The organism is Ruegeria sp. CE8, from assembly GCF_056537465.1.
The window spans coordinates 101350-125856 of record NZ_JBQFRP010000004.1 but is presented as its reverse complement, the minus strand read 5'-3'; the positions used below and the strand labels follow the sequence as shown (position 1 = coordinate 125856).

The 24507-nt window shown below is 53.3% G+C and carries 21 protein-coding genes; 11 read left to right on the top strand and 10 right to left on the bottom strand.

The window, feature by feature from the left end; translation table 11 throughout:
* Positions 1-128 precede the first annotated feature (128 nt).
* The 7 genes from ACR0AA_RS09030 (at position 129) to ACR0AA_RS09000 (ending at position 11421) form a co-directional block, all read left to right on the top strand.
* Entirely contained in the window at positions 129-1352 is a 1224-nt protein-coding gene (locus ACR0AA_RS09030; protein ID WP_281995195.1) for a site-specific integrase, read from the top strand.
* On the top strand, positions 1345-3405 hold the full coding sequence (locus ACR0AA_RS09025) for a hypothetical protein (RefSeq protein WP_281995194.1): 2061 nt from the start codon (positions 1345-1347) through the stop codon (positions 3403-3405). Before ACR0AA_RS09030 ends, ACR0AA_RS09025 begins: the two co-directional genes overlap by 8 nt.
* Positions 3406-3860: 455 nt before the next feature.
* The gene (locus ACR0AA_RS09020; protein ID WP_480755877.1) at positions 3861-5474 is read left to right on the top strand and encodes a tyrosine-type recombinase/integrase; all 1614 of its coding nucleotides are present in this window, start codon (positions 3861-3863) and stop codon (positions 5472-5474) included.
* On the top strand, positions 5467-5946 hold the full coding sequence (locus ACR0AA_RS09015; RefSeq protein WP_281995192.1) for a hypothetical protein: 480 nt from the start codon (positions 5467-5469) through the stop codon (positions 5944-5946). Before ACR0AA_RS09020 ends, ACR0AA_RS09015 begins: the two co-directional genes overlap by 8 nt.
* Positions 5930-6379 carry a dUTP diphosphatase gene (dut, locus tag ACR0AA_RS09010; RefSeq protein ID WP_281995191.1) on the top strand — a complete coding sequence of 150 codons (450 nt, stop codon included), beginning with the start codon at positions 5930-5932 and terminating at the stop codon, positions 6377-6379. Before ACR0AA_RS09015 ends, dut begins: the two co-directional genes overlap by 17 nt.
* Positions 6380-6880: 501 nt before the next feature.
* Positions 6881-10765: a UvrD-helicase domain-containing protein gene (locus ACR0AA_RS09005; RefSeq protein WP_480755876.1), complete on the top strand. Its 3885-nt coding sequence runs from the start codon at positions 6881-6883 to the stop codon at positions 10763-10765.
* Positions 10766-11025: 260 nt separating this feature from the next.
* Positions 11026-11421, top strand: coding sequence for a nuclear transport factor 2 family protein (locus tag ACR0AA_RS09000; protein ID WP_170682339.1), 396 nt, complete (start codon positions 11026-11028; stop codon positions 11419-11421).
* Positions 11422-11509: 88 nt separating this feature from the next.
* Here ACR0AA_RS09000 and ACR0AA_RS08995 read toward each other — a convergent pair whose 3' ends face one another.
* Entirely contained in the window at positions 11510-12403 is an 894-nt protein-coding gene (locus ACR0AA_RS08995; protein ID WP_170682338.1) for a LysR family transcriptional regulator, read from the bottom strand.
* Between the two features lie 129 nt (positions 12404-12532).
* On the opposite strand from ACR0AA_RS08995, the gene ACR0AA_RS08990 reads away from it, so the two are divergent.
* Positions 12533-13393, top strand: a complete 861-nt coding sequence (locus ACR0AA_RS08990) for an NAD(P)-binding domain-containing protein (RefSeq protein ID WP_170682337.1) — start codon at positions 12533-12535, stop codon at positions 13391-13393.
* 213 nt (positions 13394-13606) lie between these two features.
* Positions 13607-14518, top strand: a complete 912-nt coding sequence (locus tag ACR0AA_RS08985) for a homocysteine S-methyltransferase family protein (protein ID WP_170682336.1) — start codon at positions 13607-13609, stop codon at positions 14516-14518.
* 595 nt (positions 14519-15113) lie between these two features.
* On the opposite strand, the gene ACR0AA_RS08980 is transcribed toward ACR0AA_RS08985, so the two are convergent.
* Positions 15114-15434 carry a DUF4377 domain-containing protein gene (locus ACR0AA_RS08980; RefSeq protein ID WP_480527560.1) on the bottom strand — a complete coding sequence of 107 codons (321 nt, stop codon included), beginning with the start codon at positions 15432-15434 and terminating at the stop codon, positions 15114-15116.
* Between the two features lie 82 nt (positions 15435-15516).
* Positions 15517-16464, bottom strand: a complete 948-nt coding sequence (locus ACR0AA_RS08975) for a TAXI family TRAP transporter solute-binding subunit (RefSeq protein WP_480755875.1) — start codon at positions 16462-16464, stop codon at positions 15517-15519.
* 49 nt (positions 16465-16513) lie between these two features.
* Here ACR0AA_RS08975 and ACR0AA_RS08970 point away from each other — a divergent pair, with 49 nt between their 5' ends.
* The gene (locus tag ACR0AA_RS08970; protein WP_170744535.1) at positions 16514-17323 is read left to right on the top strand and encodes a bestrophin-like domain; all 810 of its coding nucleotides are present in this window, start codon (positions 16514-16516) and stop codon (positions 17321-17323) included.
* 1 nt (position 17324) lies between these two features.
* Complete coding sequence (locus ACR0AA_RS08965; protein WP_480527564.1) at positions 17325-18008, top strand: AIM24 family protein; 684 nt, start codon at positions 17325-17327, stop codon at positions 18006-18008.
* Between the two features lie 315 nt (positions 18009-18323).
* Here the strand turns inward: ACR0AA_RS08965 and ACR0AA_RS08960 are convergent, their stop codons facing one another.
* From ACR0AA_RS08960 to ACR0AA_RS08930, 7 genes are all read right to left on the bottom strand, one after another.
* The gene (locus tag ACR0AA_RS08960; RefSeq protein WP_480755874.1) at positions 18324-19412 is read right to left on the bottom strand and encodes a transporter substrate-binding domain-containing protein; all 1089 of its coding nucleotides are present in this window, start codon (positions 19410-19412) and stop codon (positions 18324-18326) included.
* 103 nt (positions 19413-19515) lie between these two features.
* Positions 19516-20361, bottom strand: a complete 846-nt coding sequence (gene ypfJ, locus ACR0AA_RS08955) for a KPN_02809 family neutral zinc metallopeptidase (RefSeq protein ID WP_480755873.1) — start codon at positions 20359-20361, stop codon at positions 19516-19518.
* 187 nt (positions 20362-20548) lie between these two features.
* Positions 20549-20734: a hypothetical protein gene (locus ACR0AA_RS08950; RefSeq protein WP_480755872.1), complete on the bottom strand. Its 186-nt coding sequence runs from the start codon at positions 20732-20734 to the stop codon at positions 20549-20551.
* A 24-nt stretch (positions 20735-20758) separates the two neighbouring features.
* Entirely contained in the window at positions 20759-21769 is a 1011-nt protein-coding gene (locus ACR0AA_RS08945; protein WP_480755871.1) for a HupE/UreJ family protein, read from the bottom strand.
* The gene (locus ACR0AA_RS08940; RefSeq protein WP_480755870.1) at positions 21766-22695 is read right to left on the bottom strand and encodes a peptidylprolyl isomerase; all 930 of its coding nucleotides are present in this window, start codon (positions 22693-22695) and stop codon (positions 21766-21768) included. Before ACR0AA_RS08940 ends, ACR0AA_RS08945 begins: the two co-directional genes overlap by 4 nt.
* A 4-nt stretch (positions 22696-22699) precedes the next feature.
* A complete protein-coding gene (locus tag ACR0AA_RS08935; RefSeq protein ID WP_480527579.1) occupies positions 22700-23479 on the bottom strand; it encodes a hypothetical protein in 780 nt (259 codons plus the stop codon).
* A gap of 22 nt (positions 23480-23501) precedes the next feature.
* Positions 23502-24503, bottom strand: coding sequence for a SphA family protein (locus ACR0AA_RS08930; protein ID WP_480527581.1), 1002 nt, complete (start codon positions 24501-24503; stop codon positions 23502-23504).
* Positions 24504-24507: the final 4 nt, after the last annotated feature.

The following is a 24507-nucleotide window of genomic DNA, read 5'->3' as shown; positions in this document are numbered from 1 at the left end:
GCCGTCTCGTCACCGCGCCCAAACGGGAGTCTTGACGCTTTTAATATCTTCATCTCTATTGTTTTTTCTATGTTGAGTTGGAGCTGGGTGTATTGGCGCATTTCGTTCGTTGCGAAGATCGACACCTAATGAGTCTCGGGCTCCATGAGTTGGTGGGATATGGAATCGGTGTCATCTGGTCTCGAGACTGGATCCCGTATGTCGAAGCTGCCGATTATCTTCGACATAAAGCAATTGGTGTCTGGGCGGGAGGCAGGCGTTCGAAATATGCAAGTGTTGTTCGGCCTTCGATGAACACCATTCTTGCTGTCGCAAATGACTTGACGAATTTTTTTGATTGGTGCGAAACACGTCACATCGACTGGAAAGAAATTTCCTATAGCCAATTGTGCCAACATTACCAAGGTCAGATGTGCTCTGGACATTGGTCTTTGCGGGTTGTGGGCAAGCCTTTGTCGTCAAGCACGATTAACAGGCGAATGGCCTATGTTTCAGATTTTCTGGAGTATTCTGCATTGCACGGTTTGCGTTTACCATTTGAAACTGAAAGGAGGCGAATTCGCTTCTATCCAACGCAAGATTTTCTCATGGCAAGGGCAGGTCGAGTGCGCCAACATCCGCGGGATCTTCGATTACCTTCACCAAATGAAATTGGCAGATGGCTTGGTGGCATGGAGAAACGGTTTGGACCGAGTATTGCCCTCGCCGCAAAGACGGCTATCCGTCTTGGATTGCGTCCTGATGAAGTCGTCAATCTTCCGCTCAACGGGCTACCAAAAGTGCCAATTGATCGGAGTAGAGCTACCGTCAAGATGACAATCATTTTTGGTACAAAGGGCGGCCGCCGTATTGGTGACTCTGAGAAGAAAGGAAAGCCGCGTCGAATTAACGTACCCGTAGATCTTCTCATAGAGTTGCATGCTTATGCTCGTGTGAGGAGAAAAAAGCTCTTAGCAAAGTTTCGCAAGAGAAATCCAGGCGAGAAAGCACCTAAAAAGCTATTCCTAACTGACACAGCAGGGACAACTCTATCATATCACTGGTTCTACAAAGTTTGGGTTGCTTCTCAACCTCTGCCTTTCGACGGGTTTAGTCCACACCTTGCTCGACACATCTGGGCTTGCTTCACACTAAAAGAGAAGATTCAGCAAGAGATTGAGATTTCCTCCTCAGATGCACTGGTTTCTCAGGTGGCTCCTTACCTCCATCAAACATTAGTTGATGTGTACTTGCGGCCACAACTTGGGCATATCGATACGCGAACAAGTGACATGTACCTGGCCTGGCTTTCAGATGATGCCGACTTACTGAATTTGAGAGACAGTTGGGTCTCCTTTCTCGAAGATGCGTAAGTTTGGCAAACACACACTGCAAAACCAAGATGCTCCGCTGAGTTTGGACCATCACGACTGCAACGATACGCAGTTCACTGAAACTGATCCCCTGTTAATGCAGTATCGAGAAAGAAGTGGTCGCTATATAGAAATCGATCTTCGCGCTTATCGTGATGGTGCAGCAGAGAGGAACCTTGTTGGATTCCCGCAAATTGTAGCAGAAGTTTTACCTGTTGTTCGGAGCTTCCTTAGTACTCCGCGCACTAAAGCTTCAATAGACTCATATTTGCAAAAATCATTGGGAGTCATGGTAAAGTGGTTGTCTCATTTGTACCGAGAAACAGGTGAGGCGCCAACCAGTGTTTTCATGTTCACAAACGCGGATGGTGAGCTCCTCAAGCAGTATCTTATCTCTCAGCCCGGTAATTTGCGAGCAAGAGGAAAATCACTCTCAACCGTCCACAGCTTTATCACAAGAGCACGTGGTACCGGTGCGTCGTCTCTGCAATGGCCAACTATTGAACATGGGCGCACAATCAAGATCCAAGAGGACGTTAACCCTGAGGCGGTACGTGCGATCTACAACGCTTGTAAAAGAATTCTTGAACAGGCTGATCAATCTCACCGGAGAGGGCTTGCCTGGCTTTCGAATGGAGTGGATCCAAGAATTCAATCCGGCCCGCGGCAAATTTGGGAAAAAGGGTCTCGGGGTTCTGTAAAAAACCAAACCTGGTATAGCCACGCCAACCTTGCTGTACTTATGCGCGAATATATCCGCGAAAAAGTTCTGAAATCAGACAAGTTCAGTTCGCAAGATCTTACAAAGATGAGAAACCACCTCAGTCGTGGAAACACCTGGGCAGGCGTCACCTATACCGATCTTCAGCACGCTATCGCGCCTTCAAATTTAGAGGTAGCAGCTTCAATTCTGATTGTAAGCATGGAAACGGGTTGGATCGATACTGTCGATGCCGTTGATCTTTCCACCGACTGGTTTGAGGTGCGGCAGGCAGATAATGGCTCCGAAGCGAGGAAAACGGACAGTGTCATATTAAAGGCGATTAGACCCAAAACTGGAAAGCCACATATATCGGTAGGCCTTGCCGGACCTCGTTTTCGTTCCTTTCGAATAATTCGAATGCTTGAGAAACGTTCCGAATACCTAAGAACGCTGCTCAGGGAGAAACGGAAGGTGATCGAAAAAGAGCCGGACGGGTTGGAAAAAGCCGCCGCTTTGGCCGAGATAGATTATCGATTGCGTTCCCCATGGATCTATCTCAATTCACGGCAATCTGGAGTGAAGGCTGTCAGCAGAGTCAGACTTGCACAATTGATGAATGAGCAGTTGCCCATTATTCGAAAAAGAGCTCTTGAACTGCCAAGTGTGCGCAAGAACGCTAATGAAAAAGTCGCTCAGAGTATACGCACCCTAAATTGGTCAGACCTCAGAGACGCGTTTGCGGCTCACATATATGCAGCCAGTGGCGGAAACGTTTTCTTGGTTAAACGCGCATTGAATCACAATGACGTTCGGGTAACGCGCAGCTACCTCCGACAACGCAGGCTCATACGTGAGCATTTTGATGATTTTCGAAAAGTTATTTCAGCCGCATTGGAAGAAGTGTCTCAAGGAAGAGCTTTAGATCCCACTATCCTTTTTTTGCGCTCAAACTATGCAGATTTCACGAATGAAGATCGTGAGAGGCTTAGACTATATAGAACGCGCCTTGGAATGGGGTGCACAGATCCAAACAACCCTGACCCAGTAATTTCTTCGCGCTCTGGAGCGCTTTGTGAAACACAAAGATGCATCCTATGCCGTCATGGTGTGATCTTCACTGAAGCATGGAAGGGGCTCGCTGATCGCCACGCAGATTTGATCTGGATTCGACAAGCGAGTTCTCCAATTCGGTGGTTGACATCGACTCTTTCCTGGGAGCTCGAAGCAATAGAGCTCGCAAGAGAAACAGCCTTTAGTGATGTGAAGATTGAATTTCGAGATCATTCTGAAGCTCGGCTGGAACGCCTGGAGGCGGGAACTGAGTTCATCTTTGATGATCCTTCGCTGTAGGTTTAAAAATGGACGCAACTCTACAAAATGCCATTTCAAACGACTACTACCGGCAATTTTCAAGTTCGTTTAGTCTGGATCTCGCATGGTCAATTGCCTGGGAGGAACTGGCTGAATACCCAATTTCGCCAGTTTCATTGTCCAACGATAACGTTCCTACACTTGTGAAAGACGACGTCTGGCTGCTTCCTGCGGAATGGTGCCCCCCGTCTAAACGGGCGTTATGTTATCGAAAAATTGATTTTCGGAACGCAGTTTCTCTGGATTGTGCACCCAGCAGGTCCAAACATTTCGTAGAGACATTAAAGCGGATTGCAGTTCTCGACCGCTTTCAGACTGTGAGAGCTAAGAGGAAAGGAAAGCAACATCTAATAAAACCGCCCACTTCGTTGACATGGGTAAGAAGATGGCGGTGTACGATCGCAGTCGCGCGGTACTTAGTTGAGAACAGTGCAATGACTGCAGAAACCGCTGTTAGATCAAGCGCAGTGCTTAAGCTTTTTGCAGGGCTATCTCCGGACGAAATGGAAGATTTGAAAACCAGATTTCCTACGTGGAGTAACGCCGCGGTCTCTCGTCTCAATGCACTATTCGCAGCAGGTTTATTCGACGATTGGCCAAGTGCTTACGTAGGTGTGAAGAAATTTGCAAAACGGACAGAAAGTCGAGCAAGTGATCACCTATCAGACGAGGCTTTCACTCAGATTATTCACTGCGCAATCTTACTTTCCCATATGCAGCCAGAGTTACTGGCCGCGTACAGGCGAGCGGTCATCTATGGTCAGGCCCATTCCAGGGGGAAGCGAGTTTCGGTACTGCAAGAAGAACAAAAGAAGGTGCTCTCGTCTTGGCGGTCTCCGCGCCTTGCGCCAGAAATTCAGTTCGGGTTTACAGTTTGGGTTGCGGGTGAGGACAACGTAGTTAAGCCGTTTGAATCTTGGCCACTCCCGACCGTTCGGGGTGCAAAGTCACTGCTGCATCTATGTCAGACTGCAAACGCAATTTTATTGTTGACCACAGGAATGCGAGTGGGAGAGCTATCGTCCCTGCCATTTGATTGCGCGAGAATAGTTGACGGGCGGAGTTTTTTGACTGGTCCCTCGTTCAAAGACAATGATGATGGCTCCGGTGTAAACAGACATTGGCCGTTGCCCAAAGTTGCTGCCCACGCTCTTTCCAGCCAACAAGAGTTGTCTCGGGCGATGTTGGATGATCAACAACTGTGGGTACCATTCGGAGGGGGTAAGAACACTACCGGAGTGCCAGTTTTGGATAATGCTATTTCCATGTTTGCAAAACGTGTGGGGAGAGAAGCGCAACAAAAGCTGTCCGAAATAGATGGGAAAGTAACACCGCATCGTTTCCGCTATACGATCGCTCGTCTTATAGCTCTATCCCTTACTAACGCTTCGCAGGTTCTTTTTGACGTTCTGGGGCATGACGATGTGGATGTAACATTGGGATACGCACATCAAGACCCTGAACTTGCAGAAGAAATTGATCGCATTCGGTCTGAAGTGATGGTCGTTCGTGCAAAGGAGATTTTTGACAATTCGGAAAGTAATGGCGGCCCGGCAGCGGGCTTATTGCGGCGCACGAAAAAGGAGATGCTGGTAAGATCAGGGAAGTTAGATCTTGATATCGATGACATCGCGGCGGCCGCAAGCCTCTTAGGTGAAGTAGAAGTTGTACGCCCAGGAGTTCTATGTACAGCTCAGAAGCTTGAACGAGGTGTATGTTCTTCAAGTCTGGGGCTTCGGGATATAGGCGCATGTTCTACGAGTTGTGGTCACAGACTTGAATTGGCGGCTTGCCGCTCGGATCGCATCACAAAGATTCAACACGTCTTGCGGAAACTGAACGCAGGCGCTCTTTCCGAACTTGAGGTCGCATTTTGGCAGAACCAACTCGTCTCAAGTTTGAACGCTTTCCCAGAAATTCTCGATGATCGCAACATGGCTATCCCTCTTGAGAAAGAATTGCGAGCGTGTGACCCCAATATTTGGAGTAATGTTCAGGAAGATCTGAAAGCACGCCTTGGGTGGGTGAAAGGCTCGTCGAATGGCTAAGCACTTCGAAAGATTGATGGAGTTTAAGAAGGCGCAACGCGAACAAACGCGAGTGCGGGTGTTAAAGGCTCTTCGAACAATTGAAAACGAGATCTCTCAACACGGAACCTATCTTGAAAACAATGGAAAACTGAACCAGCGGGAAGTTTGCCGTCGAGCGAATATAGGTCAGACGACCCTCCGAAATCCGCATCACCATGAAACTCGAGACATCGTGAAGAACTGGCTTGGCGAACTAAAACTAAGCACCGCCATCGAAACCGGTGGAGAGAGGGCGAAAACAGTAGAGACAATCGCTTCTCTCAAGGAAATTATTTCCAAGATGAGCGCCGAAGTATACAAGCTGCGAGTTGAAAATGAGGCTCTATCGTCGGAGAACGATTTCCTGCGTGAGAATCTGAACGAACAAAAACTCGCCGGTTCTAATGTTGTGCCAATTAACAAGGAAAACAGTCGTGACGAAAATCGTTAAATTCAAGAGGGTTGATGGTAATGACTTGCCGCTCCCCAGCTATGCGACAGAGGGCTCGGCAGGAATGGATCTCCGTGCGTTTCTACCTAACGGACCAATTGATCTTGTTCCAGGTGAGCTAAGCTTGATTTCAACTGGCCTCTATGTTGAGCTTCCTCAATGCACGGAGATGCAAATTCGGCCTCGCTCGAGTCTTGCTATCAAGCGAAAGATAATTATCCCGAACAGTCCTGCCACGATTGATGAAGACTATCGAGGTATCGTGTACGTCGGTCTCTATCAACTCGGAGGCGAGCCAACTACATTGAATCATGGTGATCGTTTTGCGCAGGCGATCATCGCGCCGGTACTACGGGCTTCAATTGTCGAAGCGCACGAACTAACTTCAACTGGCCGTGCATCAGGTGGTTTTGGCTCAACAGGTAGAGAATAGAGCGAAACAGAACAATTTGACGAACTCATTTTCGGGTAACGGGGAAAGCCCTCAACAATAGCTGGATCAATCCGAAGATGATGCTGTTCAACGTGGCGTTGTTGCCCAGTATTATAAGCACTGACAGAATTGATTTGGGGATGGCAATGGCGCTTGTCGCGACTATGCTTGTTGTTCTGTCGGTGGTATTAGGCATCTATCTGTTTGCCGCCGAAGCCGCTCGAACGGCAATGACAAGTAGGCGCTCTGTGCAACGGTTCAATCTTGCGACTGCGACTGTGTTGGGAGGAGCAGCCATGTGGATTGCCAATCGACAATAGCTAACTCTCTTAGCGGTTTGAGGCGGTTCTATGCCAATACTCTGCCAGAGAGACAGAGCGCAGCTCAGCAATACAATCTCTTGTAGGGGCGCAAAGTCGGTGAACGAGTGGGTTTCTTTCTGTGAGGCATGACCAGCTGAAGAGGAATGGCTGTTTCGGCCACGACAAAGGCGGGAAACTTATGCGTGGGCAAGATTCAAATGAGCGCGTTAAGGCTGCCCTTGAAAGCAAATTGTCACCTGGTGAACTCTCCGATGAGGAACACGAGGCTTGGGCTGCGTTGTTCATGGAGAAGATGTCCAATCCAGGGCCGAGAGAACCAGCGGTTTTTGAAGAACGGCGGCGGAAGGGTCTTGGCGTCGGTCTCGATGAAGATGGAAACTCGATACATGGGTCAGATCTCGGTGAGCGCGTCAAAGCTGCCCTCGATGGACTAATCGCACCCAGCGATCTGACTGGAACTGGCAAGATCGTCGCCACTGCGGGTGAGATTGTCAGGTTCGAAAAAGATCAAGAATTTGAACGGGACAGTGCGACTGATGACACGCGCGTCAAGACGGCCGTATCTTGGCTTGAAGAAGCAACACTTGTTTCGCGAGAAGAGAACCGAGTTCGTATTTTCCCTTCGTCGCTAACAGTCCGCACACTGGACGAGGCGAAACAACGGCTTTCGGATGCGGAGATCACTCAAGCGCATCGCAAACAATTGCTGGCCATCGTGCAGCATCTGATTTTGGCCCCGGCGGATGAAGGGGTCTCAACCGATCAGCTCTGCGGCGTCAGCGGTTTGACACCCGGCGCACTGACCAAGGCGATGGCCAATCTCGAAAGCTTTGGCATCGCTCGAAACGACGTTGCGATGACGCTCTTCATCCATGTCGGTGTGGCGCAGTCTTCCTCCGGGCGCCTCACAGAGGCTGCAAATCTTGAACGGGATTTGATCGCCTCGATGCGAGAGCTGGCACCGGATGCGGACAAAGAGACTCCAATACCGCTGAACCTGCAGGAAACCTGCCAGCATCTGCGCGATCAGGACCACGCCGATGCCCGCCCCGATGTCATCGACAAACTGATCCGGGGCATAGCGCGGGACGGCAAGGGACAGGATGGTGGCACCGGTAATATCAGGTTGCGCAAAATCAGCCGAAAAACCATGAACGTGACTCGGGTAAGGACGTGGGACGTCATTGCCCAAACCGCTGAGGTTCGGTGGCAAGCGGCCGGGATTCTTTTGAAGTTTCTGACGGGTCGACTCGACAAAGGCGCACGCGGCAAAGACCTGCAAGTTGAAACTACTGTGGGTGACCTTCTGGCGCAGCTCACACAGGATGCTGTCTTAAAATCCAGCGGTCTGCGCGACATGACCAAGCTGTTAGAACGCTCCCTGCTGTGGATGCATGAACAGGGCGTGTTGACACTGGGCAAAGGGTTGACTGTATTCCGCCCCGCCATGACCGTATTCCTCAATCCCAAAGGTGGTCAGTTCACGCAATCGGACTTCCTTCCTCTGGAAGAGCATTACGCCGAACAGACGCTTCAGACCCATGTCATGGCAACTTACGCGGAAACCGGTCTCGAGAAGATCACAGACGCCGAACGCCTGTCTGAGGATTACTTCCTGCTCAACAAAGAGCAGTTCATGAAGCGTTGGATGCCGGGCATGGCACGTGAGGTCAAGCGACAGACAACAAGCAAGTCCTGGACCGCCATTGTCGAAGACCTGGGCAACAAGGTCCAACAGGACATTGTCGCGGACGATCGGGACCAGACCAATGTTTTGGTTCTGGCCGGCCCCGGATCTGGGAAGACCCGTGTTTTGGTGCACCGGATCGCATATCTATTGCGGATGAAGCGCGAAGACCCGCGCGGTATTCTGGTACTGGCTTATAATCGCCATGCCGCTGCCGAAATCCGCGTTCGTCTAAGGGCGCTGGTGGGCGATGATGCGGCGGGGGTTACGATCTCGACTTGCCATTCGCTTGCGATGAAGCTGGTTGGCGCCAGTTTTGCGGGGGTTCAGGCCGCGACAGAAGACTTCGACAATGTCATTATGGAGGCGGTGCGCCAGCTCAACCCCGAAGGCCTGGCAAAAGCCGAAGCAGAGGCGCAGCGCGAGAGTCTGATTCAGGGGTTTCGCTGGATATTGGTGGATGAATACCAGGACATTGGCCCAGAGGAATACGCGCTCATTTCCGCCGTGGCCGGTCGTTCTCTGGAAGATGCCGAGCTTAAACTGAGCCTGTTTGCCGTGGGCGACGACGACCAGAATATCTATGCTTTCAACGGGGCTTCTGTCGATTTCATCCGAAGATTTGAAGAGGACTATAAGGCCAGACCATCTTTTCTGATCGAAAACTACCGGTCGACAGCACATATTATCGAGGCCGCCAATCAGGTCATATCCAAAGCGCCTGAACGCATGAAAATTGATCACCAAATCAAGATCAATCAGGCGCGGCTCTCTCAACCCAGCGGCGGACGTCTGGAGGGTAAGGATTCCGTTGCCCATGGCCGAGTGCAGTTGCTGGACGTCCTACCCGGTGCCATGCCGCAAGCTGCAGCAGCTATTGACGAGCTGATACGCCTGTCTCGTCTGGACCCCAACTGGAACTGGTCCCGCGTTGCTGTGATTTCCCGAGACTGGAAATCACTGGATGCAGTTCGGACCTATGCCGAAGCACAAGGTCTGCGCGTGGATATGGCCAACGAAGACCTTCCAAATGTTTGGCGACTTAGGGAGACCCAACGTCTGGTGTCCGGGCTGCGTGAGAAACAAGGCGCACTTCTGGGTATTCAGGACATCCTCACGGTCCTGAATGTTCAGCCTCGCAACAAATGGGTGGATTTGCTGGCAGAAGGTGTGGCGGAACTGGCCCGGGAGTTGGGCACCAAAACTATGCCGGTACCTGACATCATTGAATGGATCGCGGACTGGTCTCGGGATACTCGCGGTGAACAACGTGGACTGCTGTTGCTGACGGCGCATAGGGCCAAAGGCCTTGAATTTGACCATGTCGCCATTCTAAATGGCGGTTGGTCTCGAGTGTCGAAAGAGGAGGATAACGAAGCCCCTCGTCGCCTATTCTATGTGGCAATGACCCGCGCACAGCAAAGCCTGACAGTGCTGACATCCGGAGCGCACCCCTTTCTGAAAACGGGTTCCGACTCAGTTCTGATCAGGCATGTGACGCCCGATCTCGACGAAACTTCGCTGCCTGCAACAAAATACCAGATGCCTGCGCTCGATATCGTAGATCTGTCGTTCGCCGGTCGCCAAAGGGATGCGCATGAAGTGCACAACGCCGTGCGCACAGCAAATGTAGGGGACACCCTTTCCCTTGTGTTTCAACAACCTCATTGGGTTTTGTTGGATGCCCAAAAACGTGTTGTCGGACGTATGGCCAAATCGTGGAAACCACCCCGCGGGCATGTATTTGCCTCTGGCCAGATCGGGGCCATCATCAACTGGCGCAAGATCGATAGTGGAGAAGAGTACGCTCACTACCATAGGCGCGATAGTTGGGAGACCATACTACCAGAGTTGATCTTCCGACATGAGAATGCCAAAGCCTCGCATAGTCAGCCAACACCAACAGCCCGAGAGGATGATCAGACGGACCGTGTCAGGGACAATCCATATCGACAAACGGCCGACCCTTCCGCAAAGGCATTGGATATCTCGGTTCCAGAACCACAGGAGATTGATAGTCCGCCGGAACTCGACCTCAAAGCACTAATCCGCAAGTCCATTGACGACACACGCTCCTGGGAGGATCTTTTGGCCGCGTTGAAAGATAAAGGTATAGTGCTGGCGGCCAAGGGCGGCGGCCTTGTGGTCAAAAACGCCTCAACCAGCGAGGAGATCGGTAAGATTTCTGCGCTTGGTTTCAAATATGTTGATCTGATCCGCCACTATGGCGAAGGTTTCCCTGATCACCCTGCGACATGGTTGGTCGAGAAGGCGTTAAACGACAATTACGTTCCCAAAGGCCCAAGACCCAGGGAAGCCAGAAATCGAAAAAGAAAATCGGGCGATGGCGACAATTTTTCTCTGATTGAAGACTGATTGGTTGGGTCAATTTTGGGAGTTTCATTCGCGCGCAAACGGCCCACAGCCGACATTCGATATCTCTCAGAGTTCACTTATCGGCTTCCCGAAAGCTGCCGTTCGTTCAAAACGCAGAAATTTCAATGAGCGGATGGCCGTGAGGCAAACAAACCTGCAAACGTTGAGAAGCGCTGTTAAGCAAACTTGATTGCTTTCAGAGACCCGACTAACGTTTTTGTAACCATATTTTTCGCGATTTTTAGGACATGTAGATATAGATGACACCTGATGTACAAACCGCCCACCGCATAGCTCAAGACCATTGCGCTGCTTGGACAAACCGGGCACCTGGCGATGTCGCCGGAAGATATGCTGAACATACAATCATGATAATGAACGGTGGCGACCCAATGGAGAGCCAGGCGGAGATTGGCGACATGGCGGCGGGATTTATGGCTGACTTCCCTGACCTCGTTCTTAGCCTCGACACGGTTCTCGTCGCCGATCACCACATGGTCTATGCGTGGACTTTCGAAGGCCATCACAAAGAGACTGGTAACCATGTTCGTTTCTCGGGCTGGGAAGAATGGGACTTAGACGACAACCTGAACGTCACCAAATCGCTCGGTTGGTATGATGGTGTGGATTATGAACGTCAAGTTGCGGGAACATGATCATATCCGGCGACAATTCGCGCCCTGTACGCACAGTCGTATACGGTAAGTCAGACCCAATTTGACTGTAGTCGGTGCTCTTTACTGCCTACAGCAAGTGAGAGGGCGTCCATCGGAAAAGGCTTTTCTCATATTCGGTAATTGATTTCGAGAGCCACCGCATGAACAGCTTTGCCGCTGGTCGAACCGGGCCCGGCAACGTGACAAGGTAGTAGCCGATCTGCGGTATTGGATCGTCGAACAGCGCCACGAGTTGTCCCGACTTCAACTCGTCAGAAACAAAAGCCGGTACCGTCGCCCCGATACCATCACCGCGACGGATGCCATCCAGCAGCATATTGCCCGGCACGCGGACAACTCTCCGGTCGGCGTCGGTCGGAATTCCGACTTTTTCTAACCACAGGTCAAACTCGACTGACCCTTGTTCCTGAAGAAGCGTGAAATCAAGCAATTCTGCAGGATTCGTGAGATCCCGGTTTCCGATTAGTTCGCGGGACGCGACAACCGTCAGACAGCCTGGCAGCAGCATCTGCGAGACAAGCCCTTGCCAGCGACCTGTTCCATATCGGATGGCCATATCAATTCCGCCCGGCTTGAGGTCGACAGCTTGGATCGTTGAATCGATCCTCAACTCGATATTGGGGAATTCGTCAATAAACGTCGACAGACGCGGCATAAGGAACGCGCTTGAAAACATCGGAGTCGCGCTGACCACCAACGGTCGAACCGCCTCTGCACTCGACACGCTCTCAGTCACGGAGGCCATTTCCGCGAAGGCTTCAAGCAGGCCAGCCGACAGGAATTCGCCTTGTGATGTCAGAGAAATACCGTGCCGGGTACGGATGACAAGCCGAGTGCCGAGATGTTGTTCGAGCCCGCGGATTTGCTGGCTGACTGCGGAATGGGTCACGTTCAGTGCCTCTGCCGCCCGGGTCAGATTTCGAAACTCGGCAGCGGCGGCGAAGGCTCTGAGAGATGTCAAAGAGGGAAGCGTGCGCCAATCCATAAGTAAGATAATCTAACAATATAGAAAAATTTACAACTATGTGATCCCCTGATGCCGACGCATGCTGGTGCAGTAATTCATTGGCGACCACCGGAGACAAACATCATGAAAATTGCTGTTTTGGGACTGGGCAATATGGGCTCAGCGCTGGCGCATTGCTTGCTCAAGGCAGGCCACGAAGTCAGCGTTTGGAACCGCACGTCGGAAAAAGCAGAGGCTTTTGCTGAGGCTGGAGCCACGATCTGCTCTTCACCGAATGATGCTATTGCGGCGTCTGATTTTGTCATAATTTGTATCAAGAGCCACAAGGAAACTGTTGAACTGGTCAACGGGCTGAGCGTCTCGCCAAAGGGTAAGACCATCTGTGACATGAGCACGGGCGATACCTCGGATGCCGATAGACTGGTCGCCATCCTTGAGGGACAGGGGGCAGGCTACATGCTGGGCATGATCAATGCCTACCCTTCCGGCATTGGTGGTGATGAAACCACAATCCTTACGGTGGGCAGTGCCGGAACCTGGGACCGCTATGGCAGTATCATCAGAGAATTGGGTGGAAAGTCCGCCCATGTTGGAGAGAAACCAACGGCACTTGCCGCGCTCTTTGCCGGCCTCTTCACGGTTCGACAGGGGTTCATGTTCGGAATGATCTACGGTGCACTTGTCTGCCAAAAAGCGGGCATCCCGATGCAGGTTTATGCCGACCAACTCCCTGCCACGATCAAACTGGTCAATGACTACCATGATCTCTTTGCCAGAACTGTTCCGTTTGAAGATTACGACAGTGCGGAAGCCTCCCTGAAGGTTTACGCGATGGCGCAAGAGGATGCGTTGAAGACCTATCTCTCACTTAATGCGCCCGCTGATTTCATCCGGTTGATGCATGAGCGCACCAAGGCGGCTTGGGACGATGGCTACGGCGACAGACAGCTGACCTCACTGGTCCAGCATATGACGGATGCCTGATATCATAGGGCTCCGGCCCTATGCTGCCGTTGGCTAAGGCTTGATGACGCTGCAGTGTGGCCCGCCGAAGGAGAATTTCGCTGCGGTTGAGAGATGCCCGGGAAGATGAGGTCATGCTCACGGAATACACTCTGTCGCCGCACTAAGGTTCACAGGAGACCCGAGATAATGTAGGTATCTATGAAGACTTGACGTCAATAGGTGTGGATCAGAATGGCGCGACAGTTCCCGCTCGAAGGTGACAAAACCTTTCTGGTTTATGCCGGCACTGGCACCGACCTGATATTCAATCATGGCGTTGATTTACCCGGTTTCGCATCGTTTCCATTGCTGGAAGAACCTGGCACCAGGGCAATACTGGCCGGTCAAATGGAGGCACTTGTCGATCTCGCCCATGAAATGAGTGTCGGATGCATCCTTGATGCACCCACATGGATGGCGAACGCCGATCGGGCAGCGCCGTTGGGGTACGATACAGACCGGCTCGTTGAGGTGAACAAAGATGCGGTCAGTCTAATGGAGGAGGTGCGCCAGGCTGCCGCTCGCGATGATGTACTGGTGTCGGCCTGTATCGGCCCGCGCTATGACCCTTACGCCGACGTCCCTCCGGTGAGGGTCGAAGATGCACGCCAATACCACGCCGCTCAAATGCACAGCCTGAAAGACACAAGCGTCGACCTGGTCACCGCTTATACGTTCAACCGTCCAAGTGAGGCTGCGGGATGCATCCTCGCCGCCGGAGACGCAGATCTGCCTATCATCATGTCTCTTGTTGTCGAAACGGACGGGTGCCTGGCAGACGGGACCAAACTTGTGGATGGAATTGACCAGATCGACGCGGCAACCGACGCGGCGGCGCTGTTTTTTATGGTCAACTGCGCTCATCCGACCCATTTCGCCGGAGCGCTTGGCAACCACCCCCGTCTGAGAGGCATCGTGGCGAACGCTTCGAGTTGCTCGCATGCGGAACTTGACGAAGCAGATGAGCTGGACGAAGGCGATCCAGCTGAACTTGGTAAACAGATTGCCTCGATTGCGAGGCAGTATCCGTCGATCCAAGTATTTGGAGGGTGCTGCGGTACAGACATGCGCCACCTGAAATCGATGGCCATCGAATTGGCATAGCCAACTTAGTTTAATCTGAGCGATAGCGCTGATATCTAAGGTGATACCGTGATTTCTTTCCGCCACTTAAGCGGCCCGCACCGGACCTTTGGCTGACCTTGAGGATGCTGCATATGCAGTCTGCAAAGCGGACGTTGGACTGGGCTTCTTCTGGCAGTCAACATCGCAAGCTTCAGGGTCGGATCAACGCCAAGACTGTTTGGACTGAAAAGTTTCTACCACCTTTCGCAGAGTTATCGGAGCATCCTGCATCGTGACCCTGTTTTGAGGCGCACCAATTCAAAGCCTAAGCTCGTCCTGAAATCCAAAACGTTCGCCATTTGCCGCGAACTGTGAGGCGGAGGAGGGTTAAAAGTTCGGTACGAAGCCGCCTTTGTTTCTTAACGCTATGGCTGAGGCAGAAAACCCTCGCTCTCGCGGTGTGAGATTTTGGCAGCGCAGCGAGCTACCCGTTTTCAGGTGGCAATTGCAGCGTCAAGTTTTGGGATGTTTGTTAGCTTGGAACCGCTCATGGCTAAAACTGAACTTCCGCAAGTGGCAAAGCCCATCGATCACGACTGGTTGCGATGCGAAAGCCAGTGCTACAATGGGTGCCTCAGTCTTCGCAGGACACACGTGTGAATATGAACGCTCCAAGATCGGCAGGTATTGGCTCGGGCCGCTTTGTGCGCAACACGCAGATCTTAGCGGCCTGTCCATCGATATGTCTGTATCCGACTATGCTCTCGTAGAAAAAGTCGCCATTGACCACCATACACTGCATGGGCGCAACTCCGACGCATGGCACTCGATCGGCGGCAATCTCGAACACCAGTTTTTCCTCATCATTACCGGCATTCGCGCTTGGCACCGGCAATGCGCATATGACCGCCATGATCGCAATCGTCAGGCATCCGGGACATCTCGATTTACTCATTAGGATAAATGCGCCTCATGCTTGTTAAGTGTACCCGCCGCGGTATCGGCTGCCGAAGCGGAAATTCTTCGACTCCAACAGCTTAGTTCTGAACCAAAGAAACCCCCGGATGATCAGGTACAGGCATGTTCAGAACCTCGGGATTTTTCAATATACTCGCGTCCAATACAGGAAGGTCAGCGGTTAGCTTCTGACGCGCGTCTTCGATCGCATTCGCCAGATCGGCGACAAGGCCGGTTTCAACCCCATCGCGGGCCACCAGCGCGGCGACAACGGAAATCGTAGTGAACTGTCGACCCGGCTGCCCATACGGTTCCATGTCAATCTCGGCCACTTGGTATACCGGGTTTTGGTTGATAAACTCTGTAATGCCGGGACCCGCGACCGAGACAATTGTCGCCTCACACTTGTCCAGCGCCTGCTGGATCAGTTGATTAGGATGCCCCAGCACAAAGATACTTGCGTCGATGCGCCCCTCGCAAAGCTCTTGCAGAGCATTGGACGGCTCCAGTTCGTAGGTCGCGCCGAACAAGTCCAACCCCTGTCCCATCTCATCAAGGAAATTTCGAATAGACGCGTTCCTGCCGGATGCAGAGCGCCCGATATCTACGGCCTTGCCGCGCAAATCACGAATTGTCAGGATGCCCGATTCTGGTGCCGCCAGGATCGTCACCGCCTCTTTGAACAGGGGGGTAACGACGCGCAGGTCGTCCATTGCCCCATCTTTCGCGAACAAGGTCGTGCCTTCGAACGCAGCCTGCTGCCAGTCCGACTGCGCGATCGCAAAATCCAGCTCACCTGATTGCATCATTTTCAGGTTGTAAACGCTGCCCGGTGTGGGCTCGGGACTGCATCTTCGCAACGAGTCGTCGCGCGCGTTGAAAGCATCGCAGATCGCACTGGCAACAGGGAAATAATTGCCCGCAACATTCCCAGATCCAATGCTGAAGACCTTGACCTCCTGAGCGGCCAAAAATCCCGGGAAAAAAAGGGAAATACCCAAGAAAACACCGAATAACCGTTTTGTCATTGTCCGAACCAATCGTATTATTTCAAGGGTATTAACAAGTGGCAGGGATATGCCTGATTTCATTTATGACATCCCGACCCAAAGCTTGGCTATATGGTTTGTTCTGATCGCTCTGGCTGCGGTTGTAGTCGGATTGTTTATCGTCAAACCCATTCTTCGTATTCTTCTGGGAACAGGCCCCGATTTCAACTCATCAATAAACTATGTGACCTCCGGGTTCAGCCTGTTTTATGGCCTTTTGCTGGGCCTTCTGACGGTAGCAGCTTACCAGAATTCCGAACGTACCAAGGAAAGCATCCTGCTTGAGGCAACATCGCTCGGATCGCTCTATGCGCAGCTCAACGTCTATGCTGAACCATACCGCAGCGAAGTGAAGCTGATCATGCGGGACTATGTCCTCTACACCATCCACACTGAGTGGCCTGCCCACCAAGAAGGCCAGATTCTGAACGGCGGTTACAATCGCGCAGAGGCTATTCGCCGCAAGCTGGCCGAGTATTCCCCCGAAACCGGGGCAGAGCAAATCGTGCACACCGAAGTTGTGTCATCCTTTCAGGACTTTTCCGATGCACGGCAGTTGAGATTGGCCGGTGTTGGAACGGCAATTCCCGACGTGCTTTGGCAGGCTGTGCTGGTCGGCGCCGGGATAAGCATTCTGTTGATGACCATGTTTCGGATCAGGATTCGTCAGCACCTTGTTCTGGGCAGCATCACAGCGGTTTTCTTGGGTGTGATCCTCTTCGTTATCGTGACGCTTGATCGACCCTTGCGCGGTGGTGCGGCGCTGCAGCCTGAACCCTTCAGGCTTCTCTGGAGTCGCCTGATGGTATGGGATGAACCCCCAGGCGAGAGGTTCTGACATGGCCAGGTTCGACGTTACGAATGTCGAGGGGATGCGCCAACTGCGTATGCATCTGGATGAGGAAACGGTTCAGGCCGCCCGGGGCGCGTTGTCCAATTTCCGGGGCGACATATCCTTTACGCCCAGACTGCCCGGGGTGGGGGACATCTTTCGCAATATCTTCGCCCGTGAATCTCGGATCAGGCCATATTACAGCGGGACCGGGACAATCCATTTACAGCCATCGCTTGCCGGGTTTCACGTGTTCGACGTTCAGCCTAAGGAGAAATGGATACTGGAGCCCGGCGAATACTGGGCGAGCGAAGGATCGGTAAAGCTTGGCCTGCACCGTGACCCGATGCTGGCAAGCTGGTGGGCCGGTGATGGCCTGTTCGCCTGGAAGACAACATTGCGCGGTGCCGGCAAAGTAGCGATCAACGCGCCGGGACCGGTCGAAGAGATTTCAGTTACGGATGGAGAGCTCAAAGTGCAGGGCCGCCTTGTTTTAGGCCGTACCTCGGGGTTGAAGTTTCGGTCCGTGCGATCGGCGAGGTTTCCCAGGAACCTTATTTCCGGTCAGACCCGGCTGCGGTTGTTTGAAGGAACCGGAAAGGCGCTGGTGTCATGGACTCCTTACTGGAACGAGTACCTGCATAATCAGATGAGCGGTGGGGACCATATCCAGGGCTCTTTGTTCGAATAGCGCAAGGGCGCTCTTGGTACGTTCAATTAGCTATTTCTGTGATCATCTCAGCGGGAAGGCGTCCGGGCTGATAAGACCTGTCTCTTCCACGATCCAGTCACGTGATGTTAGGTTGTCCTTTGCAGAACTGGATATTTCGCCCGACTCATAGAGCGCGACCGAGCCTTCGCTCACCTCTGTAAGATTTGCTGAGATTGTATCCAGCGTTTCATTCCAACTCAGAATGTTCCAACAAGACCCATAGTAGTTTCTACGGCATCGTCTCTCCTTTTTTTGTCAGTTTTTGCCAACCTTGATCGATGGAGATGAACGGGCTCACTTCCCGATGTATCTTAGAACTTCGGTGTCCCATGCAGGGCTTTTCCGCACCGAAAGCAAAGCGCGATTGAGAACTTCGACATATTCGCTCTCATCCTGCAAGGCGAAGGCATAGTTCTGTTCTTCGAACTCATAGGGCAGCACTTCGAGGTCCTCGAAACGACCCTGCTCTCGGCCACGCAGGATTTCATATTTCAGGGCGGGTGCATCCATGACAACCGCATCGACCTGGTCCGCATCCAGGCTGGTCACCACTTCTGACAAAGTAGCAAAGCTGCGCGCGGCGATGCCTGACCGTTGCAGATATTCCGCCGACGTTGAATCCGCCAGCGTCGCAACCCGCACATTTGCCAGATCGTCAGGCGAGCGTATTTCAGATCGGATTTGCTCCAAGGTAAAGGCACTGGCCAGTATGGCTGTGATGCTGGCGACCATGATCGTGCTGCCCACTGCCAATACGGCGGACAAAATGCGCGCTGTTGGCGTTTTGAACTCGTAGTAGCGAATGGGACCGCGGGTCACGAACAGCAGGCCAATGACCAGCGCCTCCATCACCTTCCCGCCGCGTGTTTTCATCGCATAGAGCTTTGCGTTGATCTTGTGTTCGAGCAGATAGAACACCCCACCTACCAGCGCGGCTGCCCCCAACACGATGATGATCGCGGTCAGAATGCGCGGGTTCAGAAGAAACTGCCGAATGGAACTGAGGTAGCTGGCTTTCTTGATCCCGATGGCTTTGTGGGTCTCGAAAAACGAATGCGAAAAATCCACCCGTTCTTCTCGTTCGGGTGTGATCGACAGACAGGAAATCCCGACAGCCGATTGCCCCGCAGCAACGCTGTCGATCATGTCTCCGAAGTTCATCAGCGTGATGTCATAGTCCAGTCCAAGCTCTCTGGCGACGCGATCCCACAAGAAGATGGCCAGCCCATCCAGGTTGTCACCTTCCTGCATCACGAAAGGTGGACAAACCGCTGCAGCGATTGGCACCGAGCCTCTACTATCCTGTGCTCTGCCGTTGTCGGGCAATAATGCCAAAGTGAACAGCACAGAAATACTCAGGATCAAAGAAAATTTACGTTTCATACTAAGATCATTGAAAGAAATTGATTTTCCGAAGAACGAGTTTCGGAGTTTTTTCGAACCAGTATTTGGTCCGTGGTTTCAATGCGCCCGCCATCACCAAATCCTACAGCCGGTTCGCCGAGAAGGTGTCGCAACTGTTGGGGTTCCCGGTTTCATATCCCCGATAGAACCAGCTTTGCCGTTGCTGACTTGTGCCGTGAGTAAAGCTGTCCGGAACCACCACGCCCTGTTGCGCGCGTTGCAAAGCGTCATCCCCAATCGCGGCAGCGGTGTTTAATGCTTCTTCGATATCGCCGGGTTCCAAAACACCAAACCGCTGATCAACGGCGCGGGCCCAGACACCGGAATAACAATCCGCCTGAAGTTCCACGCGCACCGAAAGGGAATTTGCCTGGGATTGGCTGGACTGGTTTTTGGCGCGGTTCACCTGCTCCAGAACGCCAAGGCTGTTCTGAACATGATGGGCAACTTCATGCGCAATCACATAGGCTTTGGCAAAGTCGCCGCGCGCACCAAGGCGCTGTTCCATAACCTGAAAGAACGACGTATCCAGATAGACGCGCTGATCAACCGGGCAATAGAACGGACCGGTCGCGGACATGGCACGCCCACATGCTGAGTGGGTTCGGTCAGCAAACAAGACCAGCACGGGGGGCGTGTATTGAATGCCGGAGTTTCGGAATATTTCTGACCAGATTTCTTCGGTATCGGCCAGGATGACGGCTACAAACTCTTCGGTTTCGTCGTCAATCTGCACCGGCGCATTCGCTTGCGGCGCCGAGAGTTGACCACCACCGGTCAAAAACGGGGTCACATCCACGCCCAGGAACAGGCCGACCACAACAACCACGATCAGGCCAAGACCGCCGATACCCGCACGGGACGCACCGCGCGACGTATGGCGTCGGTCGTCGATATTACGGCTTGTACGTCGTCCTTTCCAGCGCATGCGGCCCCCAAACAATTCGGGTAGTCTATCACAGTTTTTGACGGTTCCCCGGTCTACGAGGTTTGAACGGGGAACCGATCCGGGCTTCCAAAGCCTGAGGCAGTGACAACCGTAACTAATGGACGATATCGGGTGTCACTTCGCCACCACTCAAATTGCGCTCAGTGTATTGGAACGTCCGAATTCCTCAACCGTCGATACCGGCAGTATCGCGTGCTGTTTCGGCCGGAGTGCAACGATTGCTCACCCCGATCGTTGCCTGCTGGACCTGGCGCTTCGCAGCCTTTTCCGGTGTGCAATCCGGGTCCACCACGTCGCAGCCAACAAGCGCGACTACAGCGACCATCATCACGCCTCCAAGTGTTTTAATCACTGTCCCTTCTCCTTCCTTCTTTGTTCAAAATCCGGCGAGCCCTTCGGCCAGCCAAAACGCAGCAATGCATCCGATGGGATATCCAAGCATCTGGCGCGACGGCCCTTGTGCCATCGACCAGCCCCAAACCGCTTGCGCGCCTTTCCTGACCGTCAGGAACACACCCAACACTGCAAAGATGAAGGCGAGCTGCCCAGCCTCAACGCCGAGGTTGAAGGCCAACAAGGCCGCCGGGATGTCCTGTTCTGGCAGGCCAATCTCGGCCAGCGCTCCGGCAAAGCCCAGACCGTGCAGCAGGCCGAACCCAAAGGAAATCACCCAAGGGAACCGGCTGGCCAGTGTCTTGGGTTTGTCCTTTGACCGCAGCACTTCGGTCGCGAGAAAGACAATTGACAGGGCAATCACGGCCTCGACCGGCGGGCCCGGGACGTTCAGCACGCCGAAAGTGGCCAGACCCAACGTGATCGAATGCGCGACGGTGAAGGCAGTCACCGCCCAGATCAACTGGCGCAGGTTGCGGATCAGAACCAGCAAGGCAAAGACAAACAGCAGGTGATCCCAGCCTTCGAGGATATGTTCAAAGCCCAACACACCATATTGCCATAGCGTCTGGATAAGCCCCTGTTGCGCGGGCAGCGTCACAGCAGGTGCATCGGGGGTCAGGCGGAAGGTCGCCATATTCACCGTGTCCAGATATCCCACCCGCAGCAGGACATCTGTTCTTTGCGCCTCAAGCTTGTCGATCCGTATTGCGTTGCCGCGCAGGTCTTCGGTGCAGGACATGCGCCAGACTTGTGTCCAGGCGCGACCGTCAAAGACTGGTGCATCAAAGGTGGGCGCGGTACAGACCTCCGGAAGCGCAACGTCGATATCCATCGGCGCGCCGCGAACATCCGGCTTGCGCCAGAACACGTACCAATCACTGTCGGTTTCCTGCGAGATTTCCAGATAACCCGGTTCCAGCGCGTGGGCATGGCTAAAGGCAGGCGCCAGAAGACCCACCAGTAGCGCGATCAGCGTCAGCAGGCGCTTCATGATTCACCCACAGAGTGGTTAGCTTCTGCAAGGTCCTCGATCACATAGGTGGATCGCAGATTCTCTATGAACACCTCCGTCGCGCGCTCGGCCTGCTTCTCGCGCCAATCGGCCAAAACGCGATCCCGGATCGCGACAAAAGGTGGCAAGACCGCGTCCCATCTGTTGTCGAGACGAACCATATGAAGCCCGAAGGACGATTGAACAGGTCCGCTCCATTCCCCCAATGGCAGGGGTTCCAATTGGTCAAAGAAACCCGTTCCGAAGTTGCCATCAACCAAAGTGCGCGCGCTGAGTTCAAATCCTGTTGGAAGCAATGACGCCTGACCCAATTGGCGGTGATCTTCGCCGGCGGCCAAACGCGTCCGCGTCTGTTCAACGAATGTCTCGCTTGGGGTTTGCCCCAGATAAACAAGGCTGGCCGCAAGCCGCGCGGGGGTCGTGAATGCGTCGGCGTTGTCGGACAGGTATGTTTGCAGCACTTCATCCTCTGGTCGCGCAGCACCCGCCTCGGAGGTCAAAAGGAAGTTCATCTTCTGCACCAACCGGTTGCGGATGATCTCATCATTGCCATCCAGCCCCAGCGCCAATGCTTCGCGGTACAGCACTTCGCGGTTCAGCCAATCCTCTTTGAGTTTTGCCAGCTCCTCGGCCGTCGGAGGGCGTCGCCAGGTGGACTCAAACTGACCGGCCAGAAGCTCGACCTGCCGCTGATCTATGATGATAACCCGGGCATCCGGATCAACGGCCCACTCGTCCGGTTGCGCCAGTTTGAACCAGCCAAAGATCGCAAGGCTGAGAACCGCAAAATGCACAAACGGTTCCGTAACAATTCGCCGGAACAGGCTCTGTTTGCTTGCCGTCGGCTTTGACCCGCGCGGAGGATTCCTTGTCTGCCAGCTCACATTCAACAGTTCGTCATCCATGCTTTCACCCGCCCTTGGGCAACAATAGTTTCAGCGTAAAACTCACTGTGTCGGCCGACGAGATCGCGTCATCGTCAAAGTTGTGTTCGTAAGACAGGGACCACTGCCAGGGCAGGCCTCCGCCTTTGACGAGCTTGGACACTTTGACCCCCAGTGGCAGGCTGCTGAATTCGCCGGCCTCCCAATCATAAACGAACACCATCTCGGATGTTCCGGCTGACCAACCATTGCCAAGGTTGTAATTGAACACAGGCTGGATTGTGGACAGATTGACATCTGGCCGGTCACCATCCCCAGCGACGGTGAAAAGGTTCTGGTTGAAAAGCCCCCAAAGCCCCCATTTTTCCTGTTTCGCAAATCCTGCCGCTGGTCCCAAGGCCCATTTCTCTGCGCTCAATCCATCCTCACCCGTGGGCAACAGAGCCACGGCACCCACTCCGAAACGACCCCAGCGCCGATCAAAGGTTATAAGGTCAAACAGGGTGGTGTCGCTCAGCCCCGACTGCCCGGTGGCGCTGTCCGTCACATATGGCAGTGTAAGCCGTGCAATGTGGTTGGTTGCCCCCAACTTAAACGGGATCGCGGCGCGGAATTGCAACAGGCTGCTGTTCTCGGGTGAATTGTGCAGTTTGAACGAGTGAAACCCCTGCAGCTGAAACGACATGATCGAAGCCGTCGGGTCATTGGCCGCAGATTGCAGCGATTCCGAATTGCCCTGCGCCTGAACACCCGAAGGGACCAAAAGAGCAGCCACCAACCACCACATGATAGTTTTCTTCGACACGTTTAACACCCTGATTTCACCTTCAAAAAGACAGAGAGATCACGGCCGTCAGGACATCGCTTTCAAATCGACGTTTTGCCGCAAACTCATGCGTATACTTGAGCTTTAGGGAAGCGTCGGCACCCAGCAATGTTCCGCCATCGTAGGTGACAAGCGGGCCAATACCGCTGACCTGAGCCCGCAGGCTGCTGGCCCCCAAGGCGATCCGGGTGAGCTCGGCGCCTGCACCACTGTCATCTTCAAGCTGATGGTAAGTGTACCCGGCAAGACCAACCCCCCAGCCCGAGCGGAATCGTTGCACAACAGCTCCTTCTAATTGAAATGCAGGAGCAGTCTGATAGTCGGTCGCATCGTTTTCTTCGCTAAACAACAGGCTGGCCGCGCCCGAAACCTCAAAACCACGCTCCGGAACGAACCAGGTTGCGGCAAAAAAGGGTTGGAAAGACCAGACATTCTTGCCGGCATTCAAAACTTGGACGGTGCGCTGCTGAACGTTAATAGATGCGGTATTGTATTCGCCAGTTGGCGCATAAACGGTCAGGCCAGTGCTGTAATGCAGATTTCCCCGGTGCCACCCCACCAGACCGGTCAGACTGATGTCGCCGAAGCTTGAGAGCGTGTCGTCAATGTTCGCACCCTGCAAAGGGGGACGGATCGCGGTAAAGGTGAGTTCGGCGACGGGAAAGGGGACGGTGAGATTTATGGCGGGTGTTCCGCCAAAGAGCTGCGCGTCGAAAACCTGAGTTACACCCAGTCGCCAGAGATTAAGTTCAAGGTCTGCGTCAGCTGCGATCGGAAGCCCCGCAAGCGAAACACCGTCTACGCTGCCATCAAGATGATCGAAGGTCAGGCTTGTGTAAGTTCCCGGCTCTGGAACAAATCCCGCAAACGTATCTCTGGTTCCCAGAAAATAGGCGCCCAACCCTCCTTCAACCGCAACCGCCGGTTTGACTGGCAGAACTGCAAACGTAGCTATGGCCGCCGCACCCATCGCTGAGCGCATCTCGCGCAAAAGCCTTTTCATTTGT

Coding starts and splice junctions, on each gene's coding strand:
- ACR0AA_RS08960 (WP_480755874.1), bottom strand. CDS start 19,412: ATGAAACGTAAATTTTCTTTGATCCTGAGTATTTCTGTGCTGTTCACT.
- ACR0AA_RS08975 (WP_480755875.1), bottom strand. CDS start 16,464: ATGACAAAACGGTTATTCGGTGTTTTCTTGGGTATTTCCCTTTTTTTC.
- ACR0AA_RS09005 (WP_480755876.1), top strand. CDS start 6,881: ATGCGTGGGCAAGATTCAAATGAGCGCGTTAAGGCTGCCCTTGAAAGC.
- ACR0AA_RS09020 (WP_480755877.1), top strand. CDS start 3,861: ATGACTGCAGAAACCGCTGTTAGATCAAGCGCAGTGCTTAAGCTTTTT.
- ACR0AA_RS08980 (WP_480527560.1), bottom strand. CDS start 15,434: ATGAGTAAATCGAGATGTCCCGGATGCCTGACGATTGCGATCATGGCG.
- ACR0AA_RS09000 (WP_170682339.1), top strand. CDS start 11,026: ATGACACCTGATGTACAAACCGCCCACCGCATAGCTCAAGACCATTGC.
- ACR0AA_RS08990 (WP_170682337.1), top strand. CDS start 12,533: ATGAAAATTGCTGTTTTGGGACTGGGCAATATGGGCTCAGCGCTGGCG.
- ACR0AA_RS08945 (WP_480755871.1), bottom strand. CDS start 21,769: ATGAAGCGCCTGCTGACGCTGATCGCGCTACTGGTGGGTCTTCTGGCG.
- ACR0AA_RS08985 (WP_170682336.1), top strand. CDS start 13,607: ATGGCGCGACAGTTCCCGCTCGAAGGTGACAAAACCTTTCTGGTTTAT.
- ACR0AA_RS09030 (WP_281995195.1), top strand. CDS start 129: ATGAGTCTCGGGCTCCATGAGTTGGTGGGATATGGAATCGGTGTCATC.
- ypfJ (WP_480755873.1), bottom strand. CDS start 20,361: ATGCGCTGGAAAGGACGACGTACAAGCCGTAATATCGACGACCGACGC.
- ACR0AA_RS08965 (WP_480527564.1), top strand. CDS start 17,325: ATGGCCAGGTTCGACGTTACGAATGTCGAGGGGATGCGCCAACTGCGT.
- ACR0AA_RS09025 (WP_281995194.1), top strand. CDS start 1,345: ATGCGTAAGTTTGGCAAACACACACTGCAAAACCAAGATGCTCCGCTG.
- ACR0AA_RS08940 (WP_480755870.1), bottom strand. CDS start 22,695: ATGGATGACGAACTGTTGAATGTGAGCTGGCAGACAAGGAATCCTCCG.
- ACR0AA_RS08930 (WP_480527581.1), bottom strand. CDS start 24,503: ATGAAAAGGCTTTTGCGCGAGATGCGCTCAGCGATGGGTGCGGCGGCC.
- ACR0AA_RS08970 (WP_170744535.1), top strand. CDS start 16,514: ATGCCTGATTTCATTTATGACATCCCGACCCAAAGCTTGGCTATATGG.
- ACR0AA_RS09015 (WP_281995192.1), top strand. CDS start 5,467: ATGGCTAAGCACTTCGAAAGATTGATGGAGTTTAAGAAGGCGCAACGC.